20 protein-coding genes are annotated in these 23,219 nt (G+C 58.8%); 9 read left to right on the plus strand and 11 right to left on the minus strand.

Annotated features, from left to right (window positions below; translation table 11 throughout):
* Positions 1–37: 37 nt before the first annotated feature.
* Positions 38–1,105 carry a cell division protein ZapE gene (gene zapE, locus I9184_RS08710; protein ID WP_171636208.1) on the minus strand — a complete coding sequence of 356 codons (1,068 nt, stop codon included), beginning with the start codon at positions 1,103–1,105 and terminating at the stop codon, positions 38–40.
* A gap of 148 nt (positions 1,106–1,253) precedes the next feature.
* On the opposite strand from zapE, the gene I9184_RS08715 reads away from it, so the two are divergent.
* Positions 1,254–2,489, plus strand: a complete 1,236-nt coding sequence (locus I9184_RS08715) for an MFS transporter (RefSeq protein WP_209833847.1) — start codon at positions 1,254–1,256, stop codon at positions 2,487–2,489.
* A 45-nt stretch (positions 2,490–2,534) separates the two neighbouring features.
* Here the strand turns inward: I9184_RS08715 and I9184_RS08720 are convergent, their stop codons facing one another.
* The 6 genes from I9184_RS08720 to I9184_RS08745 all read right to left on the minus strand — a co-directional run bounded on the left by I9184_RS08720 (position 2,535) and on the right by I9184_RS08745 (position 9,645).
* On the minus strand, positions 2,535–4,574 hold the full coding sequence (locus tag I9184_RS08720) for a bifunctional aldolase/short-chain dehydrogenase (RefSeq protein WP_209833849.1): 2,040 nt from the start codon (positions 4,572–4,574) through the stop codon (positions 2,535–2,537).
* Between the two features lie 75 nt (positions 4,575–4,649).
* Positions 4,650–5,744, minus strand: coding sequence for an S-methyl-5-thioribose-1-phosphate isomerase (gene mtnA / locus I9184_RS08725; protein WP_171232268.1), 1,095 nt, complete (start codon positions 5,742–5,744; stop codon positions 4,650–4,652).
* A 121-nt stretch (positions 5,745–5,865) separates the two neighbouring features.
* The gene (locus I9184_RS08730) at positions 5,866–6,321 is read right to left on the minus strand and encodes a YaiI/YqxD family protein (protein ID WP_171119171.1); all 456 of its coding nucleotides are present in this window, start codon (positions 6,319–6,321) and stop codon (positions 5,866–5,868) included.
* The gene (gene sthA, locus I9184_RS08735; protein WP_171230389.1) at positions 6,318–7,775 is read right to left on the minus strand and encodes a Si-specific NAD(P)(+) transhydrogenase; all 1,458 of its coding nucleotides are present in this window, start codon (positions 7,773–7,775) and stop codon (positions 6,318–6,320) included. Before sthA ends, I9184_RS08730 begins: the two co-directional genes overlap by 4 nt.
* A 3-nt stretch (positions 7,776–7,778) precedes the next feature.
* Complete coding sequence (gene fghA, locus I9184_RS08740; protein WP_171723817.1) at positions 7,779–8,612, minus strand: S-formylglutathione hydrolase; 834 nt, start codon at positions 8,610–8,612, stop codon at positions 7,779–7,781.
* Between the two features lie 103 nt (positions 8,613–8,715).
* On the minus strand, positions 8,716–9,645 hold the full coding sequence (locus I9184_RS08745) for an AEC family transporter (protein ID WP_209833850.1): 930 nt from the start codon (positions 9,643–9,645) through the stop codon (positions 8,716–8,718).
* Positions 9,646–9,791: 146 nt separating this feature from the next.
* Here I9184_RS08745 and I9184_RS08750 point away from each other — a divergent pair, with 146 nt between their 5' ends.
* Positions 9,792–10,409 carry a TetR/AcrR family transcriptional regulator gene (locus tag I9184_RS08750; protein ID WP_171169500.1) on the plus strand — a complete coding sequence of 206 codons (618 nt, stop codon included), beginning with the start codon at positions 9,792–9,794 and terminating at the stop codon, positions 10,407–10,409.
* A 106-nt stretch (positions 10,410–10,515) separates the two neighbouring features.
* On the opposite strand, the gene I9184_RS08755 is transcribed toward I9184_RS08750, so the two are convergent.
* The 4 genes from I9184_RS08755 to I9184_RS08775 all read right to left on the minus strand — a co-directional run bounded on the left by I9184_RS08755 (position 10,516) and on the right by I9184_RS08775 (position 14,270).
* Positions 10,516–11,025, minus strand: a complete 510-nt coding sequence (locus tag I9184_RS08755; RefSeq protein WP_209833852.1) for a hypothetical protein — start codon at positions 11,023–11,025, stop codon at positions 10,516–10,518.
* Between the two features lie 26 nt (positions 11,026–11,051).
* Positions 11,052–11,369: a CHRD domain-containing protein gene (locus tag I9184_RS08760; protein ID WP_209833854.1), complete on the minus strand. Its 318-nt coding sequence runs from the start codon at positions 11,367–11,369 to the stop codon at positions 11,052–11,054.
* 760 nt (positions 11,370–12,129) lie between these two features.
* Positions 12,130–12,831: a GntR family transcriptional regulator gene (locus I9184_RS08770; RefSeq protein WP_209833858.1), complete on the minus strand. Its 702-nt coding sequence runs from the start codon at positions 12,829–12,831 to the stop codon at positions 12,130–12,132.
* A gap of 77 nt (positions 12,832–12,908) precedes the next feature.
* On the minus strand, positions 12,909–14,270 hold the full coding sequence (locus I9184_RS08775; protein WP_209833860.1) for a formimidoylglutamate deiminase: 1,362 nt from the start codon (positions 14,268–14,270) through the stop codon (positions 12,909–12,911).
* A gap of 82 nt (positions 14,271–14,352) precedes the next feature.
* On the opposite strand from I9184_RS08775, the gene hutI reads away from it, so the two are divergent.
* The 7 genes from hutI (at position 14,353) to nadC (ending at position 23,181) form a co-directional block, all read left to right on the plus strand.
* A complete protein-coding gene (gene hutI / locus I9184_RS08780) occupies positions 14,353–15,564 on the plus strand; it encodes an imidazolonepropionase (protein WP_209833862.1) in 1,212 nt (403 codons plus the stop codon).
* Positions 15,561–17,099, plus strand: a complete 1,539-nt coding sequence (gene hutH / locus I9184_RS08785) for a histidine ammonia-lyase (RefSeq protein ID WP_209833865.1) — start codon at positions 15,561–15,563, stop codon at positions 17,097–17,099. The genes hutI and hutH overlap by 4 nt, the downstream gene beginning before the upstream one ends.
* Positions 17,096–17,890: an N-formylglutamate deformylase gene (gene hutG / locus I9184_RS08790; protein ID WP_171636190.1), complete on the plus strand. Its 795-nt coding sequence runs from the start codon at positions 17,096–17,098 to the stop codon at positions 17,888–17,890. Before hutH ends, hutG begins: the two co-directional genes overlap by 4 nt.
* Positions 17,887–19,569, plus strand: a complete 1,683-nt coding sequence (gene hutU, locus I9184_RS08795; protein WP_171723807.1) for a urocanate hydratase — start codon at positions 17,887–17,889, stop codon at positions 19,567–19,569. The genes hutG and hutU overlap by 4 nt, the downstream gene beginning before the upstream one ends.
* Positions 19,570–19,711: 142 nt before the next feature.
* Positions 19,712–20,761 (plus strand): quinolinate synthase NadA, encoded by a 1,050-nt coding sequence (gene nadA, locus I9184_RS08800; RefSeq protein ID WP_171230399.1) that lies wholly within the window; start codon positions 19,712–19,714, stop codon positions 20,759–20,761.
* A gap of 6 nt (positions 20,762–20,767) precedes the next feature.
* The gene (locus I9184_RS08805) at positions 20,768–22,336 is read left to right on the plus strand and encodes an L-aspartate oxidase (RefSeq protein WP_209833866.1); all 1,569 of its coding nucleotides are present in this window, start codon (positions 20,768–20,770) and stop codon (positions 22,334–22,336) included.
* Entirely contained in the window at positions 22,333–23,181 is an 849-nt protein-coding gene (gene nadC, locus I9184_RS08810) for a carboxylating nicotinate-nucleotide diphosphorylase (protein ID WP_171723804.1), read from the plus strand. Before I9184_RS08805 ends, nadC begins: the two co-directional genes overlap by 4 nt.
* Positions 23,182–23,219 lie beyond the last annotated feature (38 nt).

Here is a 23,219-nt window from a genome sequence, read left to right on the forward strand (position 1 = left end):
ACACTGTCTTGGATGGGGCGCGGGCGATACGGGCGGATCAGTGTCCCTGTCGCCCCCAATCCTGATCCTGCATTTCACGCAGGCGTGATGCCGTGCGTTCAAATTCGAAGGTTCCTTCGCCTTCGACATACAGCATCTCGGGTTCCGCTGCAGCCGAGCAGATCAAACGCACCCTGGCTTCGTAAAGCGCATCAATCAGGGTGACAAAACGTTTGGCCTCGTTGAAATTGTTGCGCGACAGGCGTGGGATGTCCTCAAGCACGAGCACTTTTACCTCTTCGGCGATCGCCAGATAATCACCCGGCCCAAGCATGCGGCCACACAGATCATAGAATGAAGCCCGCGCGACCCCGTTGCGAAAGGCGGGCAATTCAACGGCCCGGCCTTTGACGTGCAGCACAAGCGGATCAGCGGGTCCACCGGCAAGATCTGTCCAGACCTCTCTGATCTTCTGCCGGGCTTCTGGGCCAATCGGAGTGAAATAGACCGGGGCACCCTCCAACCGGTTCTGCCGATAGTCCGTCGGCGACACCAATTCCCACACCTGCAACTGCTCTTTGATATGCGCGATGAACGGCAGGAACAGCTGCCGGTTCAGCCCATCCTTGTACAGATCGTCGGGATGCCTGTTCGACGTGGTAACCACGACCACGCCGCCTTCGTGCAACAAGTCAAACAGCCGCCCGACAATCATTGCGTCCGTAATGTCGGTGATCTGCATTTCGTCAAACGCGAGCAAGCGAACTGAATTGACCACCTCTTTCGCCACCGGTGCCAGGGCATCCTCGACATTCTGTTGCCGGGCCTTGTGCATTCCGGCGTGAATTTCCTGCATGAAAGCGTGAAAATGCACGCGTCGTGCCGGGATATTGCCCAGCGTATCGACGAACATGTCCATCAGCATGGATTTCCCACGCCCGACACCGCCCCACAGGTACAACCCTTTGGGTGGCGGAGGCGCCTTGCGGAAGAGCCCGCGTTTGACCGGCTTGGACAGCGCCGCCCGGATGCGTTCGAATTGGGGCAGAACGGCCTCTTGCGCGTCGTCGCGTGTCAGCGTTCCGTCCGCGATGCGGGCCTCGTAAAGCGAAATAAGATCCGTCATGAATCCGAGCCTTACCCGTCGCCTCGGCCGTTGAAAAGAAGCCATTTTTGGCGACACATCAATTTTGTTTATCCGTGACCGCAAATCTGCTGAATTGACGGTGACACCAAAAGTAATACGGTCCTTCGGACGTTACGCCTGAGGTTCCATGCCCCGATCCGCCCGCTTGTTGAATCCGATTCTGATTGTCGGATGTATCATCATCACGGTCAGCTTCGCCGTTCGTGCGTCGTTCGGCGTATTCCAGATTCCGATAGCCGATGAGTTCGGCTGGCTGCGGACCGATTTCTCGATGGCGATTGCAATTCAAAACCTGGCCTGGGGCATCGGGCAGCCGATCTTTGCGGCGATTGCCGAAAAGGTGGGCGACCGCCGAGCCATCATCCTCGGCGCTCTCACGTACGCGGCTGGCATGGTGCTGACGGCGTGGTCCGTTACACCGTTCGAGCATCAGATATACGCGTGGCTGGTGGGTTTCGGCATCGCCGGGACCGGGTTTGGCGTGGTTCTGGCGGTTGTCGGACGCGCGTCCACCGATGAAAACCGGTCCATGTCGCTGGCCATCGTTACTGCTGCGGGCAGCTTTGGGCAGGTTCTGGGGGCGCCGACCGCTGAATGGCTGCTGACTTTCCTGCCCTGGCAGCAGGTTTTTGTCGTGTTTGCCGCGGCAATTCTTGCCCTTGTGCTGACCTTGCCCTTCATGCGTGCACCACAGCCCGTTTCGAAGGCAGAGATGCAAGAAAGCATGAGCGAGATTCTGGGAAAGGCGTTCCGCGACCCTTCCTATGCGCTGATATTTCTGGGTTTTTTCAGCTGCGGATACCAGCTGGGCTTCATCACCGCGCATTTCCCGGCTTTCGTGGCCGAGATGTGTGGACCAATCCAGCCCGGAGGCGTACTGCATTCCATCGGGATCACCTCTACATCCGCACTTGGTGCGGTGTCGATTTCATTGATCGGTCTGGCCAATATCGGCGGCACGCTACTGGCGGGTTGGGCCGGCAACCGCTTTCCGAAAAAATACCTTCTGGCAGCGGTTTATACGGGCCGGACGATTGCAGCGGCTTTGTTCATCGTGTTCCCGATCACACCCATTACGGTCATCGTGTTCTCGCTGGTGATGGGATCGCTTTGGCTGGCCACCGTGCCGCTGACCTCGGGGCTCGTCGCGCATCTATACGGTCTGCGTTATATGGGAACGCTCTATGGCTTTATCTTCTTGAGCCACCAGATCGGCAGCTTCCTGGGCGTCTGGCTTGGCGGACGCATGTATGACCAGTATGGCGACTACAACATGGTTTGGTGGATCGGGGTCGCGATCGGTGCCTTCAGCGCCATAGTCCACCTGCCGATCCGCGAGAACCGGTCAGCAGTTCCTGCCTGAGGCACATCGACACGCCACAGGCAGGGAACCAATCGGGCAAAGGCGTTACCGAAGTTCGGCCTCGGTATTGCCGCCATCCACCGTCACGACATGACCGGTGGTGCGTTCCATCAGCGCCAGCGCAACAAAGGCGTTCGCGACATGCTTCGCCTCGACTTCGCGGCCCAGCAGGTTGCCTGACATATAGGTCTCCTCGGAAACGCCACGTGCGGCAGCGCGTTCCTGAATGAACCCATCCGTCAGCAGGCCAGACCGAATTCGATCTGCATTCACCCCGTTCACACGGATTCCGTATTCGGCCAATTCAAGCGTCAACTGGCGCAACAGGAACAGTGTGGCGGCTTTTGGCGTACCATAGGCCCCCATGTTCCGGCCCGGGTTGATCGCCTGTTTGGAGATATTGAACAGGATCTGACCGCCGCGGCCCTGAGCTTGCATCACTCGGGCAGCCTGTGTCGCAAATGCCTTGTGCGCGAAGAAATTCAGTTCAAAAGCCGCGCGGAATTCGTCGTCACCAAGATCCAGCAAAGCGCCCGAAGTCGCCGACCCGGCATTCGATACCATTACATCGATCCCACCAAACCGGTGTATCGCCGCCGCAATCGCGGCATCTGCGGCGCCTCTCTCGGTTACGTCGCAGGCATATGTCGAATGCCATGTGCCAAGGGTCGATTTGGCCTTGGCCAACGCCCGTTCATCCCGGTCCACCAGAACGACATTTGCACCGGCATCAGCAAAGGCCTTGGCGGTTGCCAGACCTATCGCCCCTGCACCACCGGTCACCATCACAATCTTGCCCTGAAGCGGAGGTGGTGAGCTTTTGCCCAGCTTCGCCTGTTCCAAGGACCAGTATTCACAATCAAAGCGATCTTTTTCATTGATGGGAAAAAAACCGGCTGCGTCTTCGCCCACTGATCGCACCCGCAGGTTTTGTTCCGCAAGATCTGCCGCGGCCGAGGCAGCCTTTGCGTTCGGGCCCATTCCCAGGATCCCCACGCCCTCGATCCACGCATGCTTGGGGTCTTGAGGCAGCAGTTTCTTGCGTTCGTCGGCCTGCGGCGCCTGCCGTTCAAAATACGCCCGATAGTCTTTGGCAAACTCTTCGACCTTTGCCTTAATCCGAGACCGCCCCCCAGACAAATCCGACGCGCGCAATACAAGCGGGCAGCCTTTTGTCCGTAATACGTGATCCGGCGACGCCATGCCCCGCTGGGCCAATGAATCAATATCCGGACGATCGAAAAACTGCATGACATCCGGCCCGTTGCGGAGGTCAAAAACCGGCATCGGGTCATCCCGTTGGGCCGCCACTTCGGCGATGACCCCGCGCAGGATCGGCAATACCTCAAGGTTCTCAGCCGGATCGCGACGGCCAATTGTCGTCAGGTCCTTCATCCCGAAATAGGCAGCAACCTCGTTGGTATGCGCCACGATCCGGTCATAGCTTTCCTGCGCCGTCGCGCCGAAGGTGAAATGCCCGTGCTGAAGCAGCAGAAGCCCTTCGACATTCGGGTTTTCGTCAAATACCTCGGCCGCCTTTTTGGCCAGCCCGAAGCCAGGCATGATGTAGGGCACAATGCCCAGTCGGTCGCCAAAAATCTCGCGGCAGACGTCCTCGGCATTTGGCAGATTGGCGAGCACCAGAAAGGGTGTCGCATGCGTATGATCCACATATTTGTGCGGTAAAAATGCATGCAACAGAGTTTCTACAGAGGGGTTCGGAGAACTCGAATCCAACAGATTGGCGCGCTGAACATTGACCATCTGTGCATCTGACAGATGGTCCAATGCGCGCAGTTTCATCAAAGGATCTAGCCACACGCCCGGCAAGCCCGGTGCCTCGATGCTGTCCAGATCCCACCCAGATCCCTTGACATGCAGAACGCGCTGTGGATCGCCAAACAGATCAGGGCGTTCCAGTTTGACCGACGTGTTGCCTCCCCCGTGCATCAGGAGGTCCGGGTTCTGACCGATCAGCCGCGAGGTATAGACACGTTCGCCCAGTTCCTGATCTGCGGGGTCTGTTCCGGCCCGGTCACGCCATTTCCGTGCCTCGTTGGCCCTGTACCAGTTTTCAATCATCATTCATTCTCAGCAAGTTAAGCGGGTGCATGATCCGCGTGGGCGATTGCACAATTCAAGACTGTGCTAAACAAAGTGTTAACCAGCCCGTTCGGGAAACAACCGGGCAAGCCCGTCAGCAGACGCCTCGCTGACGCCGCGCTCGGTGATAAGCCCTGTCACCAGCCGGTTTGGGGTGACATCAAAGGCAGGATTGCCACCTTCCGTGCCGTCTGGCGTCACGCGTACATCCGAGATGTTCCCCTGCCCATCAACCCCCATGACATGGGAGACTTCCCTGGAATCACGTTCTTCGATCGGGATTTCGGCCACACCGTCGCGAACGGTCCAGTCAATCGTAGGAGAGGGAAGGGCGACATAAAATGGCACACCGTTGTCCCGCGCAGCCAAAGCCTTCAGATAGGTCCCGATCTTGTTGCAAACATCACCTTGGGCCGTGGTTCGGTCCGTGCCCGTAATCACCAAATCAACCAGGCCGTGCTGCATCAAATGACCGCCGGCATTATCCACGATGTAGCGGTGGGGAATGCCATGTTCGCCCAATTCCCAGGATGTAAGTGCGCCCTGGTTGCGCGGTCTGGTTTCATCCACCCAGACGTGCAAGGGGATGCCCGCGTCATGTGCGTGATACATCGGGCTTGTGGCCGTGCCCCAATCCACAGTCGCCAGCCATCCCGCATTGCAATGCGTCAGCAACCGAACCGGCTCACCGGCGGGTTTTCGGGCCGCGATATCCTTGATCAGTTCCAACCCGTGCCGGCCGATTGCGGCGTTGATCTCGACATCTTCGTCTGCAATCTCCTGCGCCAGCGACCAGGCGCGCTCGGCGCGGTCACCCGGAGCAAGCGGCATCAGCGCTTCTCGGCATCTGTCCAATGCCCAGCGCAGGTTGATTGCCGTGGGTCGGGTTGCATGTAAAACGTCATACGCGGCGTCAAACGAGGCTTCTGAGCTGTCCCGAGACATCTGCTCGGCAATTCCAAACGCAGCGGTCGCGCCTATCAAAGGTGCGCCCCTGACCCACATATCCCGTATCGCAGCTGCAAATTCATCAAGCGTTTTCAGGGTTACGACCCGAAAATCATGCGGCAACCACCTTTGGTCGATGATCCGAACCACGCCTGCCGGTTTGTCCCACCAAATAGACCGATAATGGGTGCCTTGTACTTTCATAACGCAGTCTCCGTATTCGAAAAGCCTGATCGGAATTCAAGCACAGGGTGCGTTCTAATGAGGTACTTGTAAACGGGCGTTTCGAAATTCGGGTCAGTATTTGATCTAGCAAAAGGAATGATCATCCCTTTCTGGCGGCACGTATTTCCCGTTCCAAGGCGTCCAGAAACCGCGAGCGGTCGGCTTTACCGAAGGGTCGCCCACCGCCGCCGGTTCCCAACGGATTGGCCGCGCGCAGATCGGCCATCAAGTCACGCATTGCCAGTTGTTGGCCAATATTTGCCGCGGTGAAGGTTTCACCATTGGGGCGCAGCACGCGTGCGCCTGCTTCAACGCATTTTGCGGCCAAAGGGATGTCGGACGTTATGACGACATCCCCTTCTCCACAGCGTTCGGCAATCCATTTGTCGGCCTCATCCGCGCCTTCGGAAACGACAATGACCTGCACCAGCGGGTTGGCCGATGGACGAAGCCCGCCATTGGACACCAGCGCCATCGGCACCTTGTGCCGCGTCGCGACCCGTTCGGCCTCGGCTTTTACAGGACAGGCATCGCCATCGACATACAGCGTCGTCACGCCTTCTTTGCCTCTTTCTTTGCCGGCTCCACCGGTTTCTTTTTGACCTTGAATTCCTCGGGTATGGGCATGCGGTTGAACGCATCCAGGCCCGCGATTTTATACGCTTCGGCAAGAGTCGGGTAGTTGAACGTGTTCTGAACGAAGTAGTCCACCGTACCTTTCAGGTTCAGCACGGCCTGCGCAATATGGATCAACTCCGTCGCGCCTTCACCAACGATCTGGACACCCAGCACCCTGCGGGTCTTGAGCGAGAACAGCATTTTCAACATGCCGTGTTCCAGCCCCATGATATGCCCGCGTGACGTCTCGCGGAATCGCGCGACACCGACCTCGTAGGGGATGTTGCGCTCCTGCAATTCTTCTTCCGACATTCCGCAGGTTGATATTTCGGGCACTGAATAGATGCCATAGGGGTACCACGGGCTTTCCGGCAGCGTGGGCGTTTCAAGGGCGTGACAGGCAGCCACGCGCCCCTGCTGCAAAGAGGTTGATGCCAGCGACGGATGTCCGATCACATCGCCCGTGGCATAGATATGCGGAACCGCCGTTTGATATGTCTTGCGGTCTACCTTGATCCGGTTGCGGTGGTCCGTCTCCAGCCCGACGGCATCCAGATTGAGTTTGGACGTCGCCCCCATGCGTCCGGCCGCAAACAGAAGCATTTCAGCGCGAACGTGGCGACCGTTTTCAAGGGTCACTTCCACATGTTCACCGGCGTCTTCAATCTTCTCGACAGCCGAGCCCAAACGCAGGTCGACACCGTTTTCCCGGATCTGATGGGTAAAGTCGTGGATCAACCGGCTGTCGATGAAATCCAGAAACGTGTCGCGGGGTTCAATCAGCGTCACACGCACGTCCAGGGCTGAAAACATCGTGGCATATTCCACGCCAATGACCCCGGCACCGATAACGACCAGCGAGCGCGGAATCTCTGCCATTTCCAGAAATTCGTCACCATCCACCACCGTCTTGCCGTTGAACGGGACATAATCCGGGCGATAGGTTTTCGTGCCTGTCGCAATCAGGAACTTCGCGGCCGTCACACGCGTTGTTTCCCCGGCATCGGTTGCGACCTCTACTTCGTGCGGCCCGACAAATCTGGCCAGACCGTCCAGGGTTTCGACATGGTTCCTGTTGAACTGATGTTCCAACACGTCGACTTCATGGTCGAGGGTCATATGCAGGCGGGCTTTCAAGTCTTCTGCCCGGATCTGATCCTTTACCCGGTATGAACGCCCGTAAAAGCTGCGCTCGCGCCAGCCCGACAGGTTCAGAACCGTTTCGCGCAGGGTCTTGGACGGAATCGTGCCGGTGTGGACAGAGACGCCACCAAAACGGTCTTTGCGGTCGATGACCAGCACACGCCGTTTCAGTTTGCCTGCCTGAATCGCCGCAGAACGCCCAGAAGGCCCCGACCCTATGATGATCAGGTCATAATCGTAATTGCTCATCCCTCAGTCTCCGTACAGTGCCTCGGCATGGAAGATGACGTGATCTTCCATAAACGTGGACACAAAGAAGTACGAATGATCGTAACCCGGCTGGAAGCGATACGTCGCTTGCTGGCGGCGTTCGGCGATGGCTTGCGCCAACGCTTCGGGGCGCAAAAGGTCCATGAACTGATCGTTTGCACCTGTGTCGATCAGGATCGGACCGTCAAAGCCGGTTTTCTTCATCAACAAGGACGCATCGTGTTTTGCCCAAAGCGTTTCGTCGTCACCAAGGTAGGCGCTCAGCTGTTTGCGTCCCCAATCCGCTCCGGTCGGGTTCGAGATCGGCGCAAAGGCTGACACCGAACGGAAGCGTCCGGGCAGGTTCATGGCAAGCGTCAGGGCGCCGTGCCCCCCCATGGAATGGCCCGTTATGGCCTGGCGTTCGCTGTCGATGGCGAAGTTTTCGAACAGCAGGGCGGGCAGCTCTTCGGCGACATAGTCCCACATCCGGAAATGCGGTGCCCAGGGTTCCTGTGTCGCGTTCACATAGAACCCCGCGCCCTGACCCAGATCATAATCTTCATGATCTGCGACGCCGTCACCACGCGGCGAGGTATCCGGAAACACCACGGCGATCCCTTGTTCCGCGGCCCACGCCTGAGCCCCGGCCTTGGTCATCGCGTTTTCATGGGTGCAGGTCAATCCCGACAAATACCAAAGAACCGGGACCGGCCCGTCCTTGGCCTCGGCTGGAAGAAACAGGCCAAAAGTCATGTCACACTTGCACGACGAAGAGGCGTGGCGGTACACGCCCTGCACACCGCCAAAACAGGCATTTTCCGAAAGGGTTTCCATCAGGCACCGTCCTTGTTTTCGAGTCGCAACATGGCTAACGATCCGCGGACCCGGCGTAAAGTCTGTGCGCCTTCGTTGAGAGTATTTTTCGAGAAGGTGAAGGTCAGAATGTGCCCGCCCAGGCGATCACCATCGGCACGGTGAGAATACTGATGATTGTGGATAGAAGGATTGCCGCCGACGCGCGATGCGGGGCAATGCCGTAATGCGCGGCCAGCATGTAAACATTGCCCGCAACGGGCAAAGCAGCGGCAGAGATGGCAACAGTTGCGGGAAAAGTATCAATCGGTATCAGCCATAACAGAGCGACCGCAACGCAGGCCGGATGGATCGCCAGTTTGCAGAAGCTCAACCATGCCGCGATCTGGACACGTTCAGCCGACTTGTCTGCCAATGACGCGCCAATGGCGAACAATGCACCCGGAGTCGCTGCACCACCGAGAATGATCAGAAAATCGCCAAGAGGTTCAGGAACAGGCAATTTCAGCGAGGACCAGATGAGACCGGCCGAGATGGATACGATCATGGGATTGCGGACCAAACCCATTCCGATCAACTTGAAGGTGGTCGGGGTCAGTTTGCCGTCACGGCCGCCATTGATCAGGATCACGATAAGGGAAGAGAACACGACCAGATCGACGGTCAGAACCAGCATCACGGGCCCGATCGCAGCCTCGGAGAACAAAAGGGAAAGCATGGGCAGCCCGAGGAACCCGACATTGCCGATGGCCGCGCACTGAGCCTCGACCGCAGCGGTCGGAATGTCGAGCTTGCGCAGCCAGGCGATGGCCGACGCCAGAACGTAAACGGTCATGGTTCCCAGCAGATATCCAAGGATGAGCCGGGCATTGAAAATCTCGGCAAAGGGAAGGGTGGCGGCAAAGCGAAACAGCATCGCCGACAGCGCAAAGAAAAAGACGAACTTGGTCAGATATGCCGTTGCTTCAGCCGTGAAAAAACGCGTGCGCCCCGCCCAAAAGCCCAGGCCGATAATCGCGAAAAACGGAAGGGTGCGCAGAAAGATTTCGACCATGGGCCCAGTCCTAGCACGGTTTGAACGCGCTGCAAGTACCCGACATCAAAGCAAATGCAACCTCCGCTTCGCTGGAATATTTGAGAATCGTTGTATCTAAACCGAGCGGTTTATAAACTGGCGCAGCTATCGATCGAGGAGAAGACATGACCCAGACCGCCACCATCCTGCGCACCGGCCGTAAATTCGACCAGGTTCTGCGCGGGGCTCGAGAGGTTTTCATGGCGGATGGGTTTGAAGGGGCAAGTGTGGATGACATTGCCCGCGCGGCGGGCGTGTCAAAAGCAACGCTGTACAGCTATTTCCCGGACAAGCGCCTTTTGTTCATGGAAGTGGCCCAGACAGAATGCTGCCTGATGGCCGAGCGGGTCATCTCGATGATCGACGAAACCAAACCCGCCCGCGAAGTGCTTCAGATCACGGCGACGCAATTGACGGCCTTCCTTGTGTCGGATTTCGCGCAGCAGGTTTTCAGGATCTGCGTTGCCGAGCGCGACCGGTTTCCCGAGCTTGGCCGTGCGTTTTACGAGGCAGGGCCGCAAAACGGCCAGCGACAGATGGCCGAGTATCTGGAAAAAGCCGTGGCCAAGGGCGAATTGGCCATTGATGATGTACATATCGCTGCCGAGCAGTTTTCCGAACTGTGCAAAGTGCGGATCTGGACCCGGGCGGCTTTTGGCATTCAGAACACGTTCACCCAGGAAGAAATAGATCAGGTCGCTGCTCAGGCCGTTGACATGTTTCTTGCCCGTTACGGGGTCTGACCCACAAAAGTGATGGCCCGCGCCCGGAACAGGGGCGCAGGCCATCGCTCACTCACCAAAACACTCGATACACAACAGTTTAAAGCTGCAAGTCTTTTAAAACCCTTTACTCGAAGAAAGTTCTGGCCTGACGCTCGCTGACAGGCTGTGCCAGATATGCAATCACTGCGCGTTCGCTTGTGTTGACGAACAGGTCTGCGGGCATGCCGGGGGCCAAGTCCAAAGCCGCCACTTCGTCGGATTGCCGATCGTTCAGTTTGACCCGGGTCTTGAAATTGCACTCGCCAGTGCGTTCGTCCTCCAATGCGTCGGCTGAGATATTAAAGATTGAACCTCGGGCCTCGGACACATCGGCCTGCGCAAAAGCCGACAAACGAATCCGTGTGGCCTGACCGATTTTCAGCTTGTTGACGTCACCAAGTCTAATCCGGCCCGAAATCGCCGAATTGCAACCGATAAGGATGTCGTCGCCGCTTTCACCGTTCTGCGGATCAACGCCGACCGCGCCGTTCAGCGCATTGGTCAGATCGCTGCCGACAATCACGTCGCCATCAGCCGAGTCAATGACGTACTTAGTTGAAAACAGTCCATCGGTTTCGACCTGGTTCGAGATCACGTCCTGACCGATGACACCGAGCCCCCTTATGCGTTCACGTTCAGCGTGGCGCCTGCCTCCGCCAGCGATTCCTGTACAACCGGGCCGTTTCGGCCGACCGGCACATTGTGCAGATGGATGGCCGAAACCGCGCCGGGGATGGGTGTGTTCAGGTCAGCTTCGCTCCGACCGACAACGCTCAGTTCGCTGGAATACGAGATTTCTCCGGTCGCCGAATTCCGGGTGATGACTACGGTCGCGTGGCCGGTGACCTTGCTGTCCAAGGCCGGCCCGGGCTCTTGCTCTGCGTTCAGGCTGCCGCTCAGGGTGACGGTGCGAATGTCACCCTTGGCCAACCAGATCAAAAAACTTAAACAGGAATTGGGAACCGATCTGTTCCTGCGCCTCAACAACGATGTGCCCCGACACTGTACGGTGCCCGTGTCGTTGAACAGGCTGGGCGCCTTCTGAACGATGCGCGGAAAATCCGTGACACCGCGACCGAGTTCCGCGACCCCGAAGCAGTTCCTTTGACTGTCGGAATGACTCCGACTTAGGCCCCTTATCTGACCGGGTATCTCTGAACCCTTCAGCCCGCTGTTTCCGTGGATGCGGGTCACGCTGGTCGAGGATCTGCCTGAAAACATGTTGCGTATGGTCGATGATCACTTGCTGGACAAGGCGCTTGCGGCGAAGATCAACAGCAGCGCCGCTTTGGATTTCACTTCAATCTGGTCTGAACCATTGTTTCTGGCCCTTCGAAAAGGGCACGCGCTTTGCTCCTTGTCATCCACCACCCCAGAGGATGCCCCGCCGTTTGATTTTATCCGGCTTACACACTGTTTCGGATACGAACTTGAGGGGAGGCTTCCCAAACAAGATGGATCAAGCCGTATCAGCAAACGTTTCGACCTGACCACGCTGAGGTTCGAGACGACCTGCCGCCATATTTGCCATTCCAACGATTGCACAATTGTCTCTGCCTTGGTCGCTGAACAACGAGAGCCAAAACTCGGCCGCCTCGGAACCTGCGCGGGCAAAGGTGACTGCCACTACAGTCAGGAAGGTGGGATCGAAGTGATAAGGTTTTTGCTCCTATGTCAAAACCTGTTCGGTGCTCTGGCCTCAATACGTGGTGCGCATCTGGTATCCCTGATGGAAGGTCATGCGCACGAAAGTAACAGGATCGCTGCGAAACCATGTCGTGCGTTCTAGCTGAAACAACGGTGTGCCGGGCGGTACCGCCAGAAACTCCTGCAAATGCCCTGTTGCCGGGACGGCCGAGAAGGCAATTTCAGCGTTTGAAAACGGCACTTCGGACAGCAGCCATTCATTCGGCCCGGTGGTCAGGAAATCTTCGTCGAGAACCTGAGGCACGGTGCTGACGTTGATCCAGCGTTCCTCGAACTGAAACGGACGGTTGTCGGCGTGGTGCATGCATTGCAGATGGACGACCTGCGCACCTTCCGGGATGCTCAGCTTTGCCTGCAACCACGCGGGGCAATCGATTAGTGTTCGGCTTACCAGAGCATAGCGGTATTCGGCGTTCATTTCTTCGATGGCCTGTCGAACGACAGTGATCGGCAATTTCGCCTGCTTTACCGGTGTGGTCACAACACGCGTGCCACCCTTGCGTTTGCGGGTGACAATTCCCTGTTCGGCAAGTTCCCGCAGCGCCCGATTGACCGTCGCCCGTGCAACACCGAATTCGGCTGCCAGTTCCATCTCGGTGGGCAGCAGGCTGCCCTGTGGCCAGACACGGGTTTGAATGCGGTTCACGACTTCGTCCCGAATGTCCTGAAAGCCGAGAGGTTTTTGATCGGTCACGTGGTGTTCATCCAATTACGTACAAACATATTGTTATTATGAGGCCATTTTTGTCGGCCCGTAAAGGCGCAGCAAGCTCAAAGTCTCGGCATGAGATCAGCCATGGCCTGTCGATAGTCAGATACAATCCGATCCCGAGCAATATGGCGGCCCCGGCGTACCTGATGGCGGCCAGCCGACCACAAATCGGTCACTACGTGGTCCTTCGCGGCAAAGACCAACCCATCGAGCAACTGTTCAGGACGCAGGGCACAAAGCGCGGGATCCTGACTGTCAATAGCAACAAGATCCGCCAGCATCCCTTCTGCGATCTGCCCCGCCGTGCGCCGCAGGGCCTGCGCACCGCCCAAAGCCGAATTGCAATACAGTGTCTGTCCAACCGAACCCTCCCCTTCGACCAGGACATTGCGCGACAGATCTCGCAGGCGTTGGGAATATTCCAGCGTACGCAGTTCCTCTGTCATCGAAACCAACACGTTTGAATCCGACCCGACCCCGAAACGACCACCGGCTTCAAGAAAGACGGCTCCATTGAAGGGGCCATCCCCCAAATTGGCCTCGGTGATCGGGCAAAGCCCCGCGACCGCGCCCGTTGCGGCCATATCGCGGGTTTCCTTTTCCGTCATGTGAGTGGCGTGGATGAGGCACCAGCGATGGTTTACCGTTGCATTATTCAGCAGCCATTCCACCGGGCGGGCGCCCAGACCCTCGTGAACCTGTTCAACTTCCATGGGTTGTTCCGCGATGTGAATATGGACAGGTCCCGTCTTTTTTGCGTCCAGAACCCGGGCAAGATCTTGCGGTGATGTCGCGCGCAAGGAATGTGGGGCAATGCCTATCTGACAGTCATCCGGCAGATCGCCCAGTGCCGCCTGCGCCTGTTCGACCAACGCCAGATAGCGGTCCACATCATTGCCAAATCGTTGCTGTCCCGCTTCCAACGGTTGCTCGCCGACCCCTGCGTAAGAATAAAGTACAGGCAGATGCGTCAGTCCGATTCCCGTCTCGGCCGACGCAGCCATGATCCGCTGGGACAGCTCTGCGAGATTGTCATAAGGTGTGCCGTCTGGCTGGTGATGCAGATAATGGAATTCACCAACCGAGGCATAGCCGGCTTCCTGCATCTCCATATAGACCAGAGCGGCAATCGCCTGCACCTGTTCAGGCGTAAGGCGCGCAGTGAAACGATACATCAGTTCCCGCCACGTCCAGAAACTGTCGCGACCGGCCTTTCGATATTCGGTCATACCCGCCATCGCGCGCTGAAATGCGTGGCTGTGCAGATTGGCCAATGCGGGCAGCAAAGTGTCGACGCAAGTATCGCCTTCTTGCGCCGTCGCGCCCTGTTGCACCGACACCATCAGCCCTTGCCGGATTTCTACCCGCAGGTTCATAGCCCAACCGGTGCTCAGTAATGCGCGATTAGCGAAGATAGCCATTTTTCACCTCATTTTATGCATAGACATATAAATGATAGAAATGTACTAGAAAAGTAGGAAATGCACGGAGGGTGCGAGTCACATGCAGACGCAAACGCAGGTTTTGACGGATCTTGATGCCGCAACGATGACCGAAGGCGGCGCGCCATACGGTTTGGTCCCGGATGCCGCGATCGCGTTGCAGGACGGGCGCATCGCATGGGTCGGCCCTGTCGCGGATCTTCCTCCTCGTTTCGCCGACCAGCCAAGGGCTCGAATGGGTGGGCGCCTGGTTACGCCCGCCTTGATCGATTGCCACACCCATGTGGTTCACGGTGGCCATCGCGCCGCAGAGTTCGAAATGCGCCTGAACGGCGCGAGCTATGAAGAGGTCGCGCGCGCCGGGGGCGGGATCATCTCGACGGTCAAGGCCACGCGCGCAGCCGGAGTGGAGGAGTTGGTCGCACAGGCATTGCCGCGTGTGGATGCGATGCTGGCCGAAGGGGCATCGGTCATCGAAGTAAAGTCCGGCTACGGGTTGGATGACAAGACTGAATTGAACATGTTGCGCGCGGCTCGGGCGTTGCCCGATCATCGCCCCGTCCGTGTTCTGACCAGCTTTTTAGGTGCTCATGCGGTGCCTCGGGACTATGAGGGCAGGGCGTCGGACTACATTCATCAGGTCTGCATTCCCACGCTTCGCGCCGCTCATGCCGAGGGATTGGTCGATGCGGTCGATGCCTTCTGCGAAGGCATCGCCTTTCAACCCGAAGAGTTGATCCCGCTTTTTGATGCCGCGACAGCGCTTGGCCTGCCGATCAAGATCCACGCCGAACAATTGTCGAATTTGGGCGGCGCAAAACTGGCTGCCGGATACGGCGCGCTTTCGGCAGATCATATAGAATATCTTGACGAAGCAGGTGTTCTGGACATGGCGCAGGCCGGTACCGTCGGTGTTATTCTGCCGGGGGCCTTCTACACCTTGCGCGAAACACAGGCGCCACCGATTGACTTGTTGCGCCGGCATGCTGTGCCCATGGCGCTTGCCACGGATTGCAATCCCGGTTCGGCGCCGATGACCTCGCTGTTGCTGGCGATGAACATGGGATGCACCCTGTTTCGCATGACGCCAGAAGAGGCCCTGCAAGGCGTGACGGTTCACGCGGCCCGTGCTCTCGGGTTGGCTGATTGCGGTCAGATCTCAGTCGGGCGGTGCGCTGATCTGGCGGTTTGGAATGTCGAACACCCCGCGGAATTGGCCTATCGCATCGGCTTCAACCCTCTTCATACCCGCATATTCGGAGGTATATTTTGACGACCCTCACCCTTACCCCGGGCACCGTTACCCTGTCGCAACTGGAACTGGTCTTTCGCGAAGAGTGCGCTGTTCGGTTGGACCCCGCCTGCCGCCCGGCCGTCGAAGAAGCGCACAAGCGCATCGCCGATGCGGCGACGGGAGAGGCCGCCGTATATGGCGTGAACACAGGGTTCGGGAAACTGGCCAGCGTCAAAATCGCGGCCGAGGACACGGCAACCTTGCAGCGCAACCTGATCCTCAGCCATTGCTGCGGTGTTGGCCCTGCGATCCCGCGCGCCCTTGCCAGATTGATGATGGTTCTGAAATTGCTGAGCCTGGGGCGCGGAGCGTCGGGGGTTCGGCCAGAAGTGATCACCCTGCTGGAAGGGATGTTGTCACAAGGTGTGACCCCGGTGATCCCGGCGCAGGGTTCAGTTGGAGCTTCGGGTGATCTTGCGCCCTTGTCCCACATGGCTGCCGTCATGATGGGCGCTGGTGAGGCCGAATTCAGTGGCGATGTGATGCCCGGTGACGCTGCGCTGTCCAAAGCGGGTCTGCACCCGATCGAACTGGGCCCTAAAGAAGGGCTGGCGCTGATCAATGGCACCCAGTTTTCGACGGCCTTTGCGCTGTCCGGGCTGTTTGGCGCGTGGCAGGCGGCGCAAAGCGCGTTGGTTACCTCGGCGCTGACGACGGATGCGATCATGGGTTCGACCGCCCCGTTGCAACCGGAAATTCACACGTTGCGCGGGCATCGCGGGCAGATCGAGGCCGGCGTGACCATGCGGGCGCTGCTGGCCGGGTCGGTCATTCGTGAAAGCCATCGGGTTGGCGATACCCGGGTTCAGGACCCGTATTGTATCCGCTGCCAGCCTCAGGTGGTGGGGGCCGCGATGGATGTGCTGAGGCAGGCTGCAACAACGCTGGAAATCGAGGCCAACGCGGCGACGGACAATCCTCTGGTTCTTTCGGAAACCGGCCTGATCGTTTCGGGCGGGAATTTTCACGCCGAACCCGTTGGGTTTGCCGCAGACATGATTGCGCTCGCCGTGGCCGAGATCGGGGCAATTGCGCAACGCCGCATTGCGTTGATCGTCGATCCGGCACTCAGCTTTGATCTGCCGCCTTTTCTGACGCCCAATCCGGGCCTGAATTCGGGCTATATGATCGCTGAGGTGACGACCGCCGCACTGATGAGCGAAAACAAGCATCTGGCCAATCCATGCGTGACGGACTCGACGCCCACATCGGCCAATCAGGAAGATCACGTTTCGATGGCGGCCCATGGCGCGCGGCGATTGGGGCAGATGGTTGCCAATCTGGAACGCATTCTGGGGGTCGAACTACTGTGTGCCACACAAGGGGTCGAGTTCCGCGCGCCGCTGCCTACGAGCGAAACGTTGCAGGCCGTGATGGCACGGCTGCGTGCCGTGGTGCCGGCCTTGGGTGACGATCGCTATATGGCACCCGAGATCGAAGCAGCCTCGGCCCTGATTGCCAGTGGCGAGATTGCCCGTGGCACGGGCATCGCCATGCCGGAACTTGGCGCATGAGCGGCCCGGTCGAGATTTCGCGCGGTGACAGTCCGATCGTGCTGGGTCTGCCGCATACCGGCACCCATGTGCCGGCCACGATCGAGGCCAAGCTGAATGCGCGGGGCAAGGCTCTGGCGGATACGGATTGGCATGTTCATACCTTGTATGAAGGACTTCTGCCCGGTGCGACCACGGTTCGGGCGACCTTCCACCGATATGTGATCGACGCCAACCGGGATCCGTCGGGCGTGTCGCTTTATCCCGGCCAGAACACGACCTCTCTTGTGCCGCTGACGGATTTTGACGGCCAAGGCATCTGGGACATCCCGCCTTCCGAAAAGGATATCCTCGAACGACGGGAAGCTTTTCATGCACCGTATCATGCCGCCCTGAAGGCCGAGCTGGAACGCGTGAAGGCGGCCCATGGGGTTGCGGTGCTGTATGATTGCCACTCGATCCGCAGCCATATTCCTTTTCTGTTCGAAGGTACTCTGCCCGATATGAGCATCGGCACGAACAATGGGGCGACCTGCGCGCCGGAAATCGAAGCCATAGCGCATGAATTCGCGACGTCCTCGCCCTATACGGCTGTTCTGAATGGGCGGTTCAAGGGCGGATGGACAACGCGCTATTATGGCCGCCCCTCCGAAGGGGTTCACGCGATCCAGATGGAGCTGGCTCAGTCGACCTACCTGAAAACTGAAGCGCCGCCCTGGGCTTTTGACACCGACAAAGCCGACCGCCTGCGCCGGTGGCTCAAAGACATTCTTGACGCTATCCATGACACTGCATTGGAGCTTGCCCGATGACCGATCCTCGTAAAAATACCCGTGACATCTTTCCCCCGACAGGGCCCGAACTGAACGCCAAAAGCTGGATGACCGAAGCCCCGATGCGGATGCTGATGAACAATCTGCACCCGGATGTGGCCGAGAACCCGCATGAGCTGGTTGTCTATGGCGGGATCGGCCGTGCCGCGCGGACGTGGAAAGATTTTGATACCATCGTTGCCAGCCTCAAGGATCTGGAGGAAGATGAAACGCTGGTGGTGCAATCCGGCAAACCGGTCGCCATCGTTCGGACGCATGCCGATGCACCTCGGGTGCTGATCGCGAACTCAAACCTCGTGCCGCATTGGGCCAACTGGGACCACTTCAACGAGCTCGATAAGAAGGGCCTGATGATGTACGGCCAGATGACGGCCGGTTCGTGGATCTATATCGGGACGCAAGGCATCGTTCAGGGCACCTACGAAACCTTCGCCGAGGCGGGACGCCAACACTATGACGGGGACCTGACCGGCAAGTGGATTCTGACTGGCGGTCTGGGTGGCATGGGTGGCGCGCAACCCCTGGCGGCGGTCTTTGCGGGGGCGTGTTGCCTAGCCGTCGAGTGCAATCCAGACAGCATCGATTTCCGCCTGCGCACCAAGTATCTCGACGAAAAGGCCGAGACGCTGGACGAAGCGCTGGAAATGATCGACCGCTGGACCAGGGCGGGCGAGGCGAAATCGGTCGGATTGCTGGGCAATGCGGCCGAGATTTTCCCCGAGATCTACCGGCGGATGCAGGCGGGTGGGATGCGCCCCGATATCGTGACCGACCAGACCAGCGCCCATGATCCGGTCAACGGTTATCTGCCATTGGGCTGGAGCATGGCGCAGTGGAAAGACAAGAGGGAAAGCGACCCCAAGGCCGTGGAAAAGGCAGCGCGCGCGTCGATGAAGCAACACGTGGCCGCCATGGTCGATTTCTGGAACGCGGGTGTGCCAACCCTGGATTATGGTAACAACATCCGGCAGGTGGCGCAGGACGAAGGCTTGGAAAACGCCTTTGCCTTTCCCGGTTTCGTGCCCGCCTATATCCGCCCGTTGTTTTGCCGCGGCATTGGCCCGTTCCGCTGGTGCGCGCTGTCGGGTGATCCCGAGGATATCTACAAAACTGATGCAAAGATGAAGGAACTGTTCCCCGAAAACACCCATCTGCACAACTGGCTCGACATGGCGCAGGAGCGCATCGCCTTTCAGGGCCTTCCCGCGCGCATCTGCTGGATCGGACTGGGTGACCGCCACAAGGCTGGGCTGGCATTTAACGAGATGGTCAAAACCGGAGAGTTGAAGGCGCCGGTCGTCATCGGTCGTGACCACCTCGACAGCGGCTCGGTCGCGTCGCCGAACCGCGAAACCGAGGCGATGAAGGACGGCTCGGACGCGGTGTCGGATTGGCCGCTGCTGAACGCGCTGGTCAATACCGCATCGGGCGCGACATGGGTCTCGCTGCACCACGGAGGCGGCGTTGGCATGGGTTTCAGCCAACATGCGGGCGTCGTGATTTGTGCCGACGGCACCGATGCAGCGGCTAAACGCCTTGAACGGGTTCTGTGGAACGATCCGGCTTCTGGCGTCTGGCGACACGCAGATGCGGGTTATGAGGATGCCAAGGCATGCGCACGTGAGCACGGGCTGCGACTGCCGGGGATTCTGGGCTGATTTGCCATTCATCTTTGAATTTGTCTGCATGGCTTAGCGCTAACGTCTCATTTTCCGGTTTCGAACCGGGGATGTTTCCGCTAGGGCTAAGCCGTTAAGCAGCCCGCCAGGCTAACGACAACTGACAAAGGTGGCTCGCCCGTTGCTCGATATTGCACAAGTCCGCACTGTTCTTTCGGACGTCTATGACCTCGCCCCATCGGCCACGTTGGCCAATGAGATGAAAGACACGTTTGCCCGTATGGATCGTGTGATCAGCCCGCCGGATTGGGCGATCTATGCGCCCTATGTGCGGGCGATCAACGCGCTCAAGAAAGAGCGTAACGCCGTGATCCTTGGGCACAACTACATGACACCGGAAATCTATCATGGTGTGTCCGATTTCGTGGGTGACAGCCTGCAACTGGCGATCAAGGCCAGCGAGGTGGAAGAGGATGTGATCGTTCAGGCCGGGGTTCATTTCATGGCCGAGACATCGAAAATTCTGAGCCCCGGGAAAACTGTTCTGATGCCCGACATGGATGCCGGCTGTTCTTTGGCAGAATCGATTACTGCCGAAGGAATCGACGAAATGCGGGCCAAATACCCCGGTGCGCCGGTTGTGTCTTACGTGAACACCACTGCCGAGGTCAAAGCGGCCTCGGATATCTGCTGCACCTCGTCGAACGCCTTGCAGATCGTGAATGCCATGGAAAGCGACACGGTCATCATGACGCCGGATCAATATCTGGCTCAAAACGTGGCCAATGAAAGCCACAAGAACGTGGTGTATTGGCCCGGTTCCTGCATCGTGCATGAACAATACACCGCACAGGACTTGCGCGACTTCCGCGAATGGAACCCCGGAACGCGCCTGATTGCGCACCCGGAATGCCCGCCGGATGTGGTGGCCGAGGCGGATTATTCCGGTTCAACCAGCGGGATCATCAAATATGTGCATGATGAGAAACCCGAAAAGGCGATGCTGATCACCGAATGTTCGATGGCGTCGAACATCGCGGATGAACTGCCCGAGGTCGATTTCGTAGGGCCGTGCAATATGTGCCCGTACATGAAAAAGATCACGCTGGAAAAGATCCTCTATGCTCTGCACACGATGGAAGGCCAGGTCGAGGTCGCCGAAGACGTGGCAGAGAAGGCCCGCAAATCTGTACAGGCGATGATTGATCTGTCCCGCAAGCTCGGCATCTGATCGGCAATGACCGACATCACCACGGATCGCGTCATTATTGTCGGGGCCGGGATTGGCGCGCTTTATGCTGCGCTGAAACTGGCGCCGCGACCGGTGGTGATCATCTCGCCTGAACCTTTGGGCGAAGGTGCTAGTTCGGCATGGGCGCAGGGTGGCGTGGCGGCGGCGATGGACCTGGCCGACAGCCCGGAAAGCCACGCCGTTGATACCGTCAATGCCGGGGCAGGCACCGTCGAACCTGACGTTGCGGATTTGGTGACACGAGAGGCGCGGGACTATATTCTGGACCTGACCACTTTGGGCACACCATTTGATCGCACCGAGGGTGGCGGGTATGTCCTGTCCCGAGAAGCCGCGCACAGTTTTGCCCGCGTCGTGCGGGTAAAGGGCGATCAGGCAGGCAGTGAAATCATGGCCGCCCTGATCGAACGAGTGCGCGAAACTCCGTCGGTGCAGGTGTTGGAGGGGGTCCTTGCCGTTGCGCTGGAAGTGACGGAAGGGCGCGTGGCGGGCGTGGTTTTACAGGATGCCTCGGAAAGCGGGTCCGCGCCCGTGACGCTTCGCGCACCTGCCGTATTGTTGGCGGGTGGCGGTTCTGGCGGGCTTTATGCCCTGACGACCAATCCGGCCCGCATCCGGGGGCAGGTCATCGGAATGGCCGCACGGGCGGGGGCGCTGATCGCCGATGCCGAATTCGTGCAGTTCCACCCCACGGCCATGGACGTGGGTGAAGACCCGGCCCCGCTGGCGACCGAGGCCTTGCGCGGAGAAGGGGCAATACTGAAAAACAAGTACGGCGAGCTTTTCATGCAGGCCGTTCACCCTGATGCCGAGCTTGCCCCGCGCGACGTTGTGGCCCGGGCGATTTTTGCCGAGGTACAGGCCGGCAACTGCCCGATGCTGGACACCCGCAAGGCTTTGGGCGCGAAAATCAACGAACTTTTCCCGGCGGTTGCCGCATATTGCGCGCGCAACGGAATCGATCCGGTCCGGGACGCGATCCCGGTTGCTCCGGCAGCGCATTACCACATGGGCGGGATTGCCACAGGCACTGATGGCCGCGCGACGCTGGATCGGTTGTGGGTGTGCGGCGAGGCGTCTTCGACCGGCCTTCACGGCGCCAACCGGCTGGCCTCGAACGGTTTGCTCGAAGCGTTGGTGTTTGCACGCATCTGTGCCGAGGACATTGCGCGTTCGATTCCGGACACTTCCGCGTCGGAACCTGTGGCCCTTCAATTTGATCAAGCTGACATCCCCGATACGTCTGAAGCGGTCAGTATGTTGCGCACGACCATGTCGCGCGATGTTGGCGTGGTCCGGAACCGCGCCGGGTTATGCCGGGCATTGCGAAGGATTGCCACGCTCGAAGAGCAGCATGGCACATGCCCGTCCTTCAGAAACATGTGTGCCACATCAACCTTGATCGCCGCGGCGGCATTGCAGCGCGAAGAAAGCCGCGGCGCGCATGAGCGATCCGACTTTCCGGAAACTGCCGATGGCCCCGGCAAACGATCCCGGATGTATCTTAGCGACGCGCTGCACATTCGCGCCGAAGCCTGCAAGGAAATATCATGAGTTTTGCGACCCTGCCCGATCTGATCCTCGAACCCGTCATCCGCGCGGCGTTGATGGAGGATCTGGGAGCATACGGTGACGTGACCACCCGCGCCGTGATCCCGCCGAACGCGACCTATACGGCCCGGCTGAATGCGCGTGAGGATGCCGTCGTTTCGGGCATGCAGGTGGCGACGATTGCGTTCCGGCTGGTCGACCCGACGCTTGAGGTTGAGGCGCATGTCAAGGATGGCCAGCCCTGTCGGCGCGGCGACACGCTGATGACCATCAAAGGTTCTGCCGCCTCGATCCTTTCGGGTGAGCGGGTCGCGCTGAATTTTGCCGGTCGTCTGACCGGTATTGCCACAAAAACTGCCAGCTTTGTTCAGCAGACAAAGGGCACGAATGCCCGCATGACCTGTACCCGCAAAACCACGCCCGGACTTCGCATTGTCGAAAAACAGGCCGTGCTGCATGGCGGCGGTTTCAATCATCGCTACTCTTTGTCCGACGCGATCCTGATCAAGGACAACCACATTGCCGCTGCCGGGGGTGTGCGTCAGGTTCTTGAGGCCGCCAAAGCGCAAGCCAGCCACATGATGGCCGTCGAGATCGAAGTCGATCGACTGGACCAGCTGGCGGAAGTGCTCGAGGTTGGCGGCGCGTCCGTCGTATTGCTGGACAACATGGATGACGAGATGCTGCGCGAAGCGGTTGCCATGGTGGACGGGCGGATGAAGACCGAAGCCAGCGGTAATGTGACGTTGGACCGGGTTGCATCAATTGCGGCGACCGGGGTCGATTACATCTCGTCCGGGGCGCTGACGCATTCCGCCCGAACCGTTGATCTTGGTCTTGATTTCTGAAAAGCGCGGCATTTCCGCTTGATTTGGGATCGTTTGCG

It is taken from the genome of Ruegeria sp. HKCCE3926, from assembly GCF_017872515.1.
Classification (GTDB): Bacteria; Pseudomonadota; Alphaproteobacteria; order Rhodobacterales; family Rhodobacteraceae; genus Ruegeria.

Excerpts from the sequence above, each read along its gene's own strand:
- zapE (WP_171636208.1), bottom strand. The coding sequence starts at position 1,105 with ATGACGGATCTTATTTCGCTTTACGAGGCCCGCATCGCGGACGGAACG.
- I9184_RS08715 (WP_209833847.1), top strand. The coding sequence starts at position 1,254 with ATGCCCCGATCCGCCCGCTTGTTGAATCCGATTCTGATTGTCGGATGT.
- I9184_RS08720 (WP_209833849.1), bottom strand. The coding sequence starts at position 4,574 with ATGATGATTGAAAACTGGTACAGGGCCAACGAGGCACGGAAATGGCGT.
- mtnA (WP_171232268.1), bottom strand. The coding sequence starts at position 5,744 with ATGAAAGTACAAGGCACCCATTATCGGTCTATTTGGTGGGACAAACCG.
- sthA (WP_171230389.1), bottom strand. The coding sequence starts at position 7,775 with ATGAGCAATTACGATTATGACCTGATCATCATAGGGTCGGGGCCTTCT.
- fghA (WP_171723817.1), bottom strand. The coding sequence starts at position 8,612 with ATGGAAACCCTTTCGGAAAATGCCTGTTTTGGCGGTGTGCAGGGCGTG.
- I9184_RS08745 (WP_209833850.1), bottom strand. The coding sequence starts at position 9,645 with ATGGTCGAAATCTTTCTGCGCACCCTTCCGTTTTTCGCGATTATCGGC.
- I9184_RS08750 (WP_171169500.1), top strand. The coding sequence starts at position 9,792 with ATGACCCAGACCGCCACCATCCTGCGCACCGGCCGTAAATTCGACCAG.
- I9184_RS08775 (WP_209833860.1), bottom strand. The coding sequence starts at position 14,270 with ATGGCTATCTTCGCTAATCGCGCATTACTGAGCACCGGTTGGGCTATG.
- hutI (WP_209833862.1), top strand. The coding sequence starts at position 14,353 with ATGCAGACGCAAACGCAGGTTTTGACGGATCTTGATGCCGCAACGATG.
- hutG (WP_171636190.1), top strand. The coding sequence starts at position 17,096 with ATGAGCGGCCCGGTCGAGATTTCGCGCGGTGACAGTCCGATCGTGCTG.
- hutU (WP_171723807.1), top strand. The coding sequence starts at position 17,887 with ATGACCGATCCTCGTAAAAATACCCGTGACATCTTTCCCCCGACAGGG.
- I9184_RS08805 (WP_209833866.1), top strand. The coding sequence starts at position 20,768 with ATGACCGACATCACCACGGATCGCGTCATTATTGTCGGGGCCGGGATT.
- nadC (WP_171723804.1), top strand. The coding sequence starts at position 22,333 with ATGAGTTTTGCGACCCTGCCCGATCTGATCCTCGAACCCGTCATCCGC.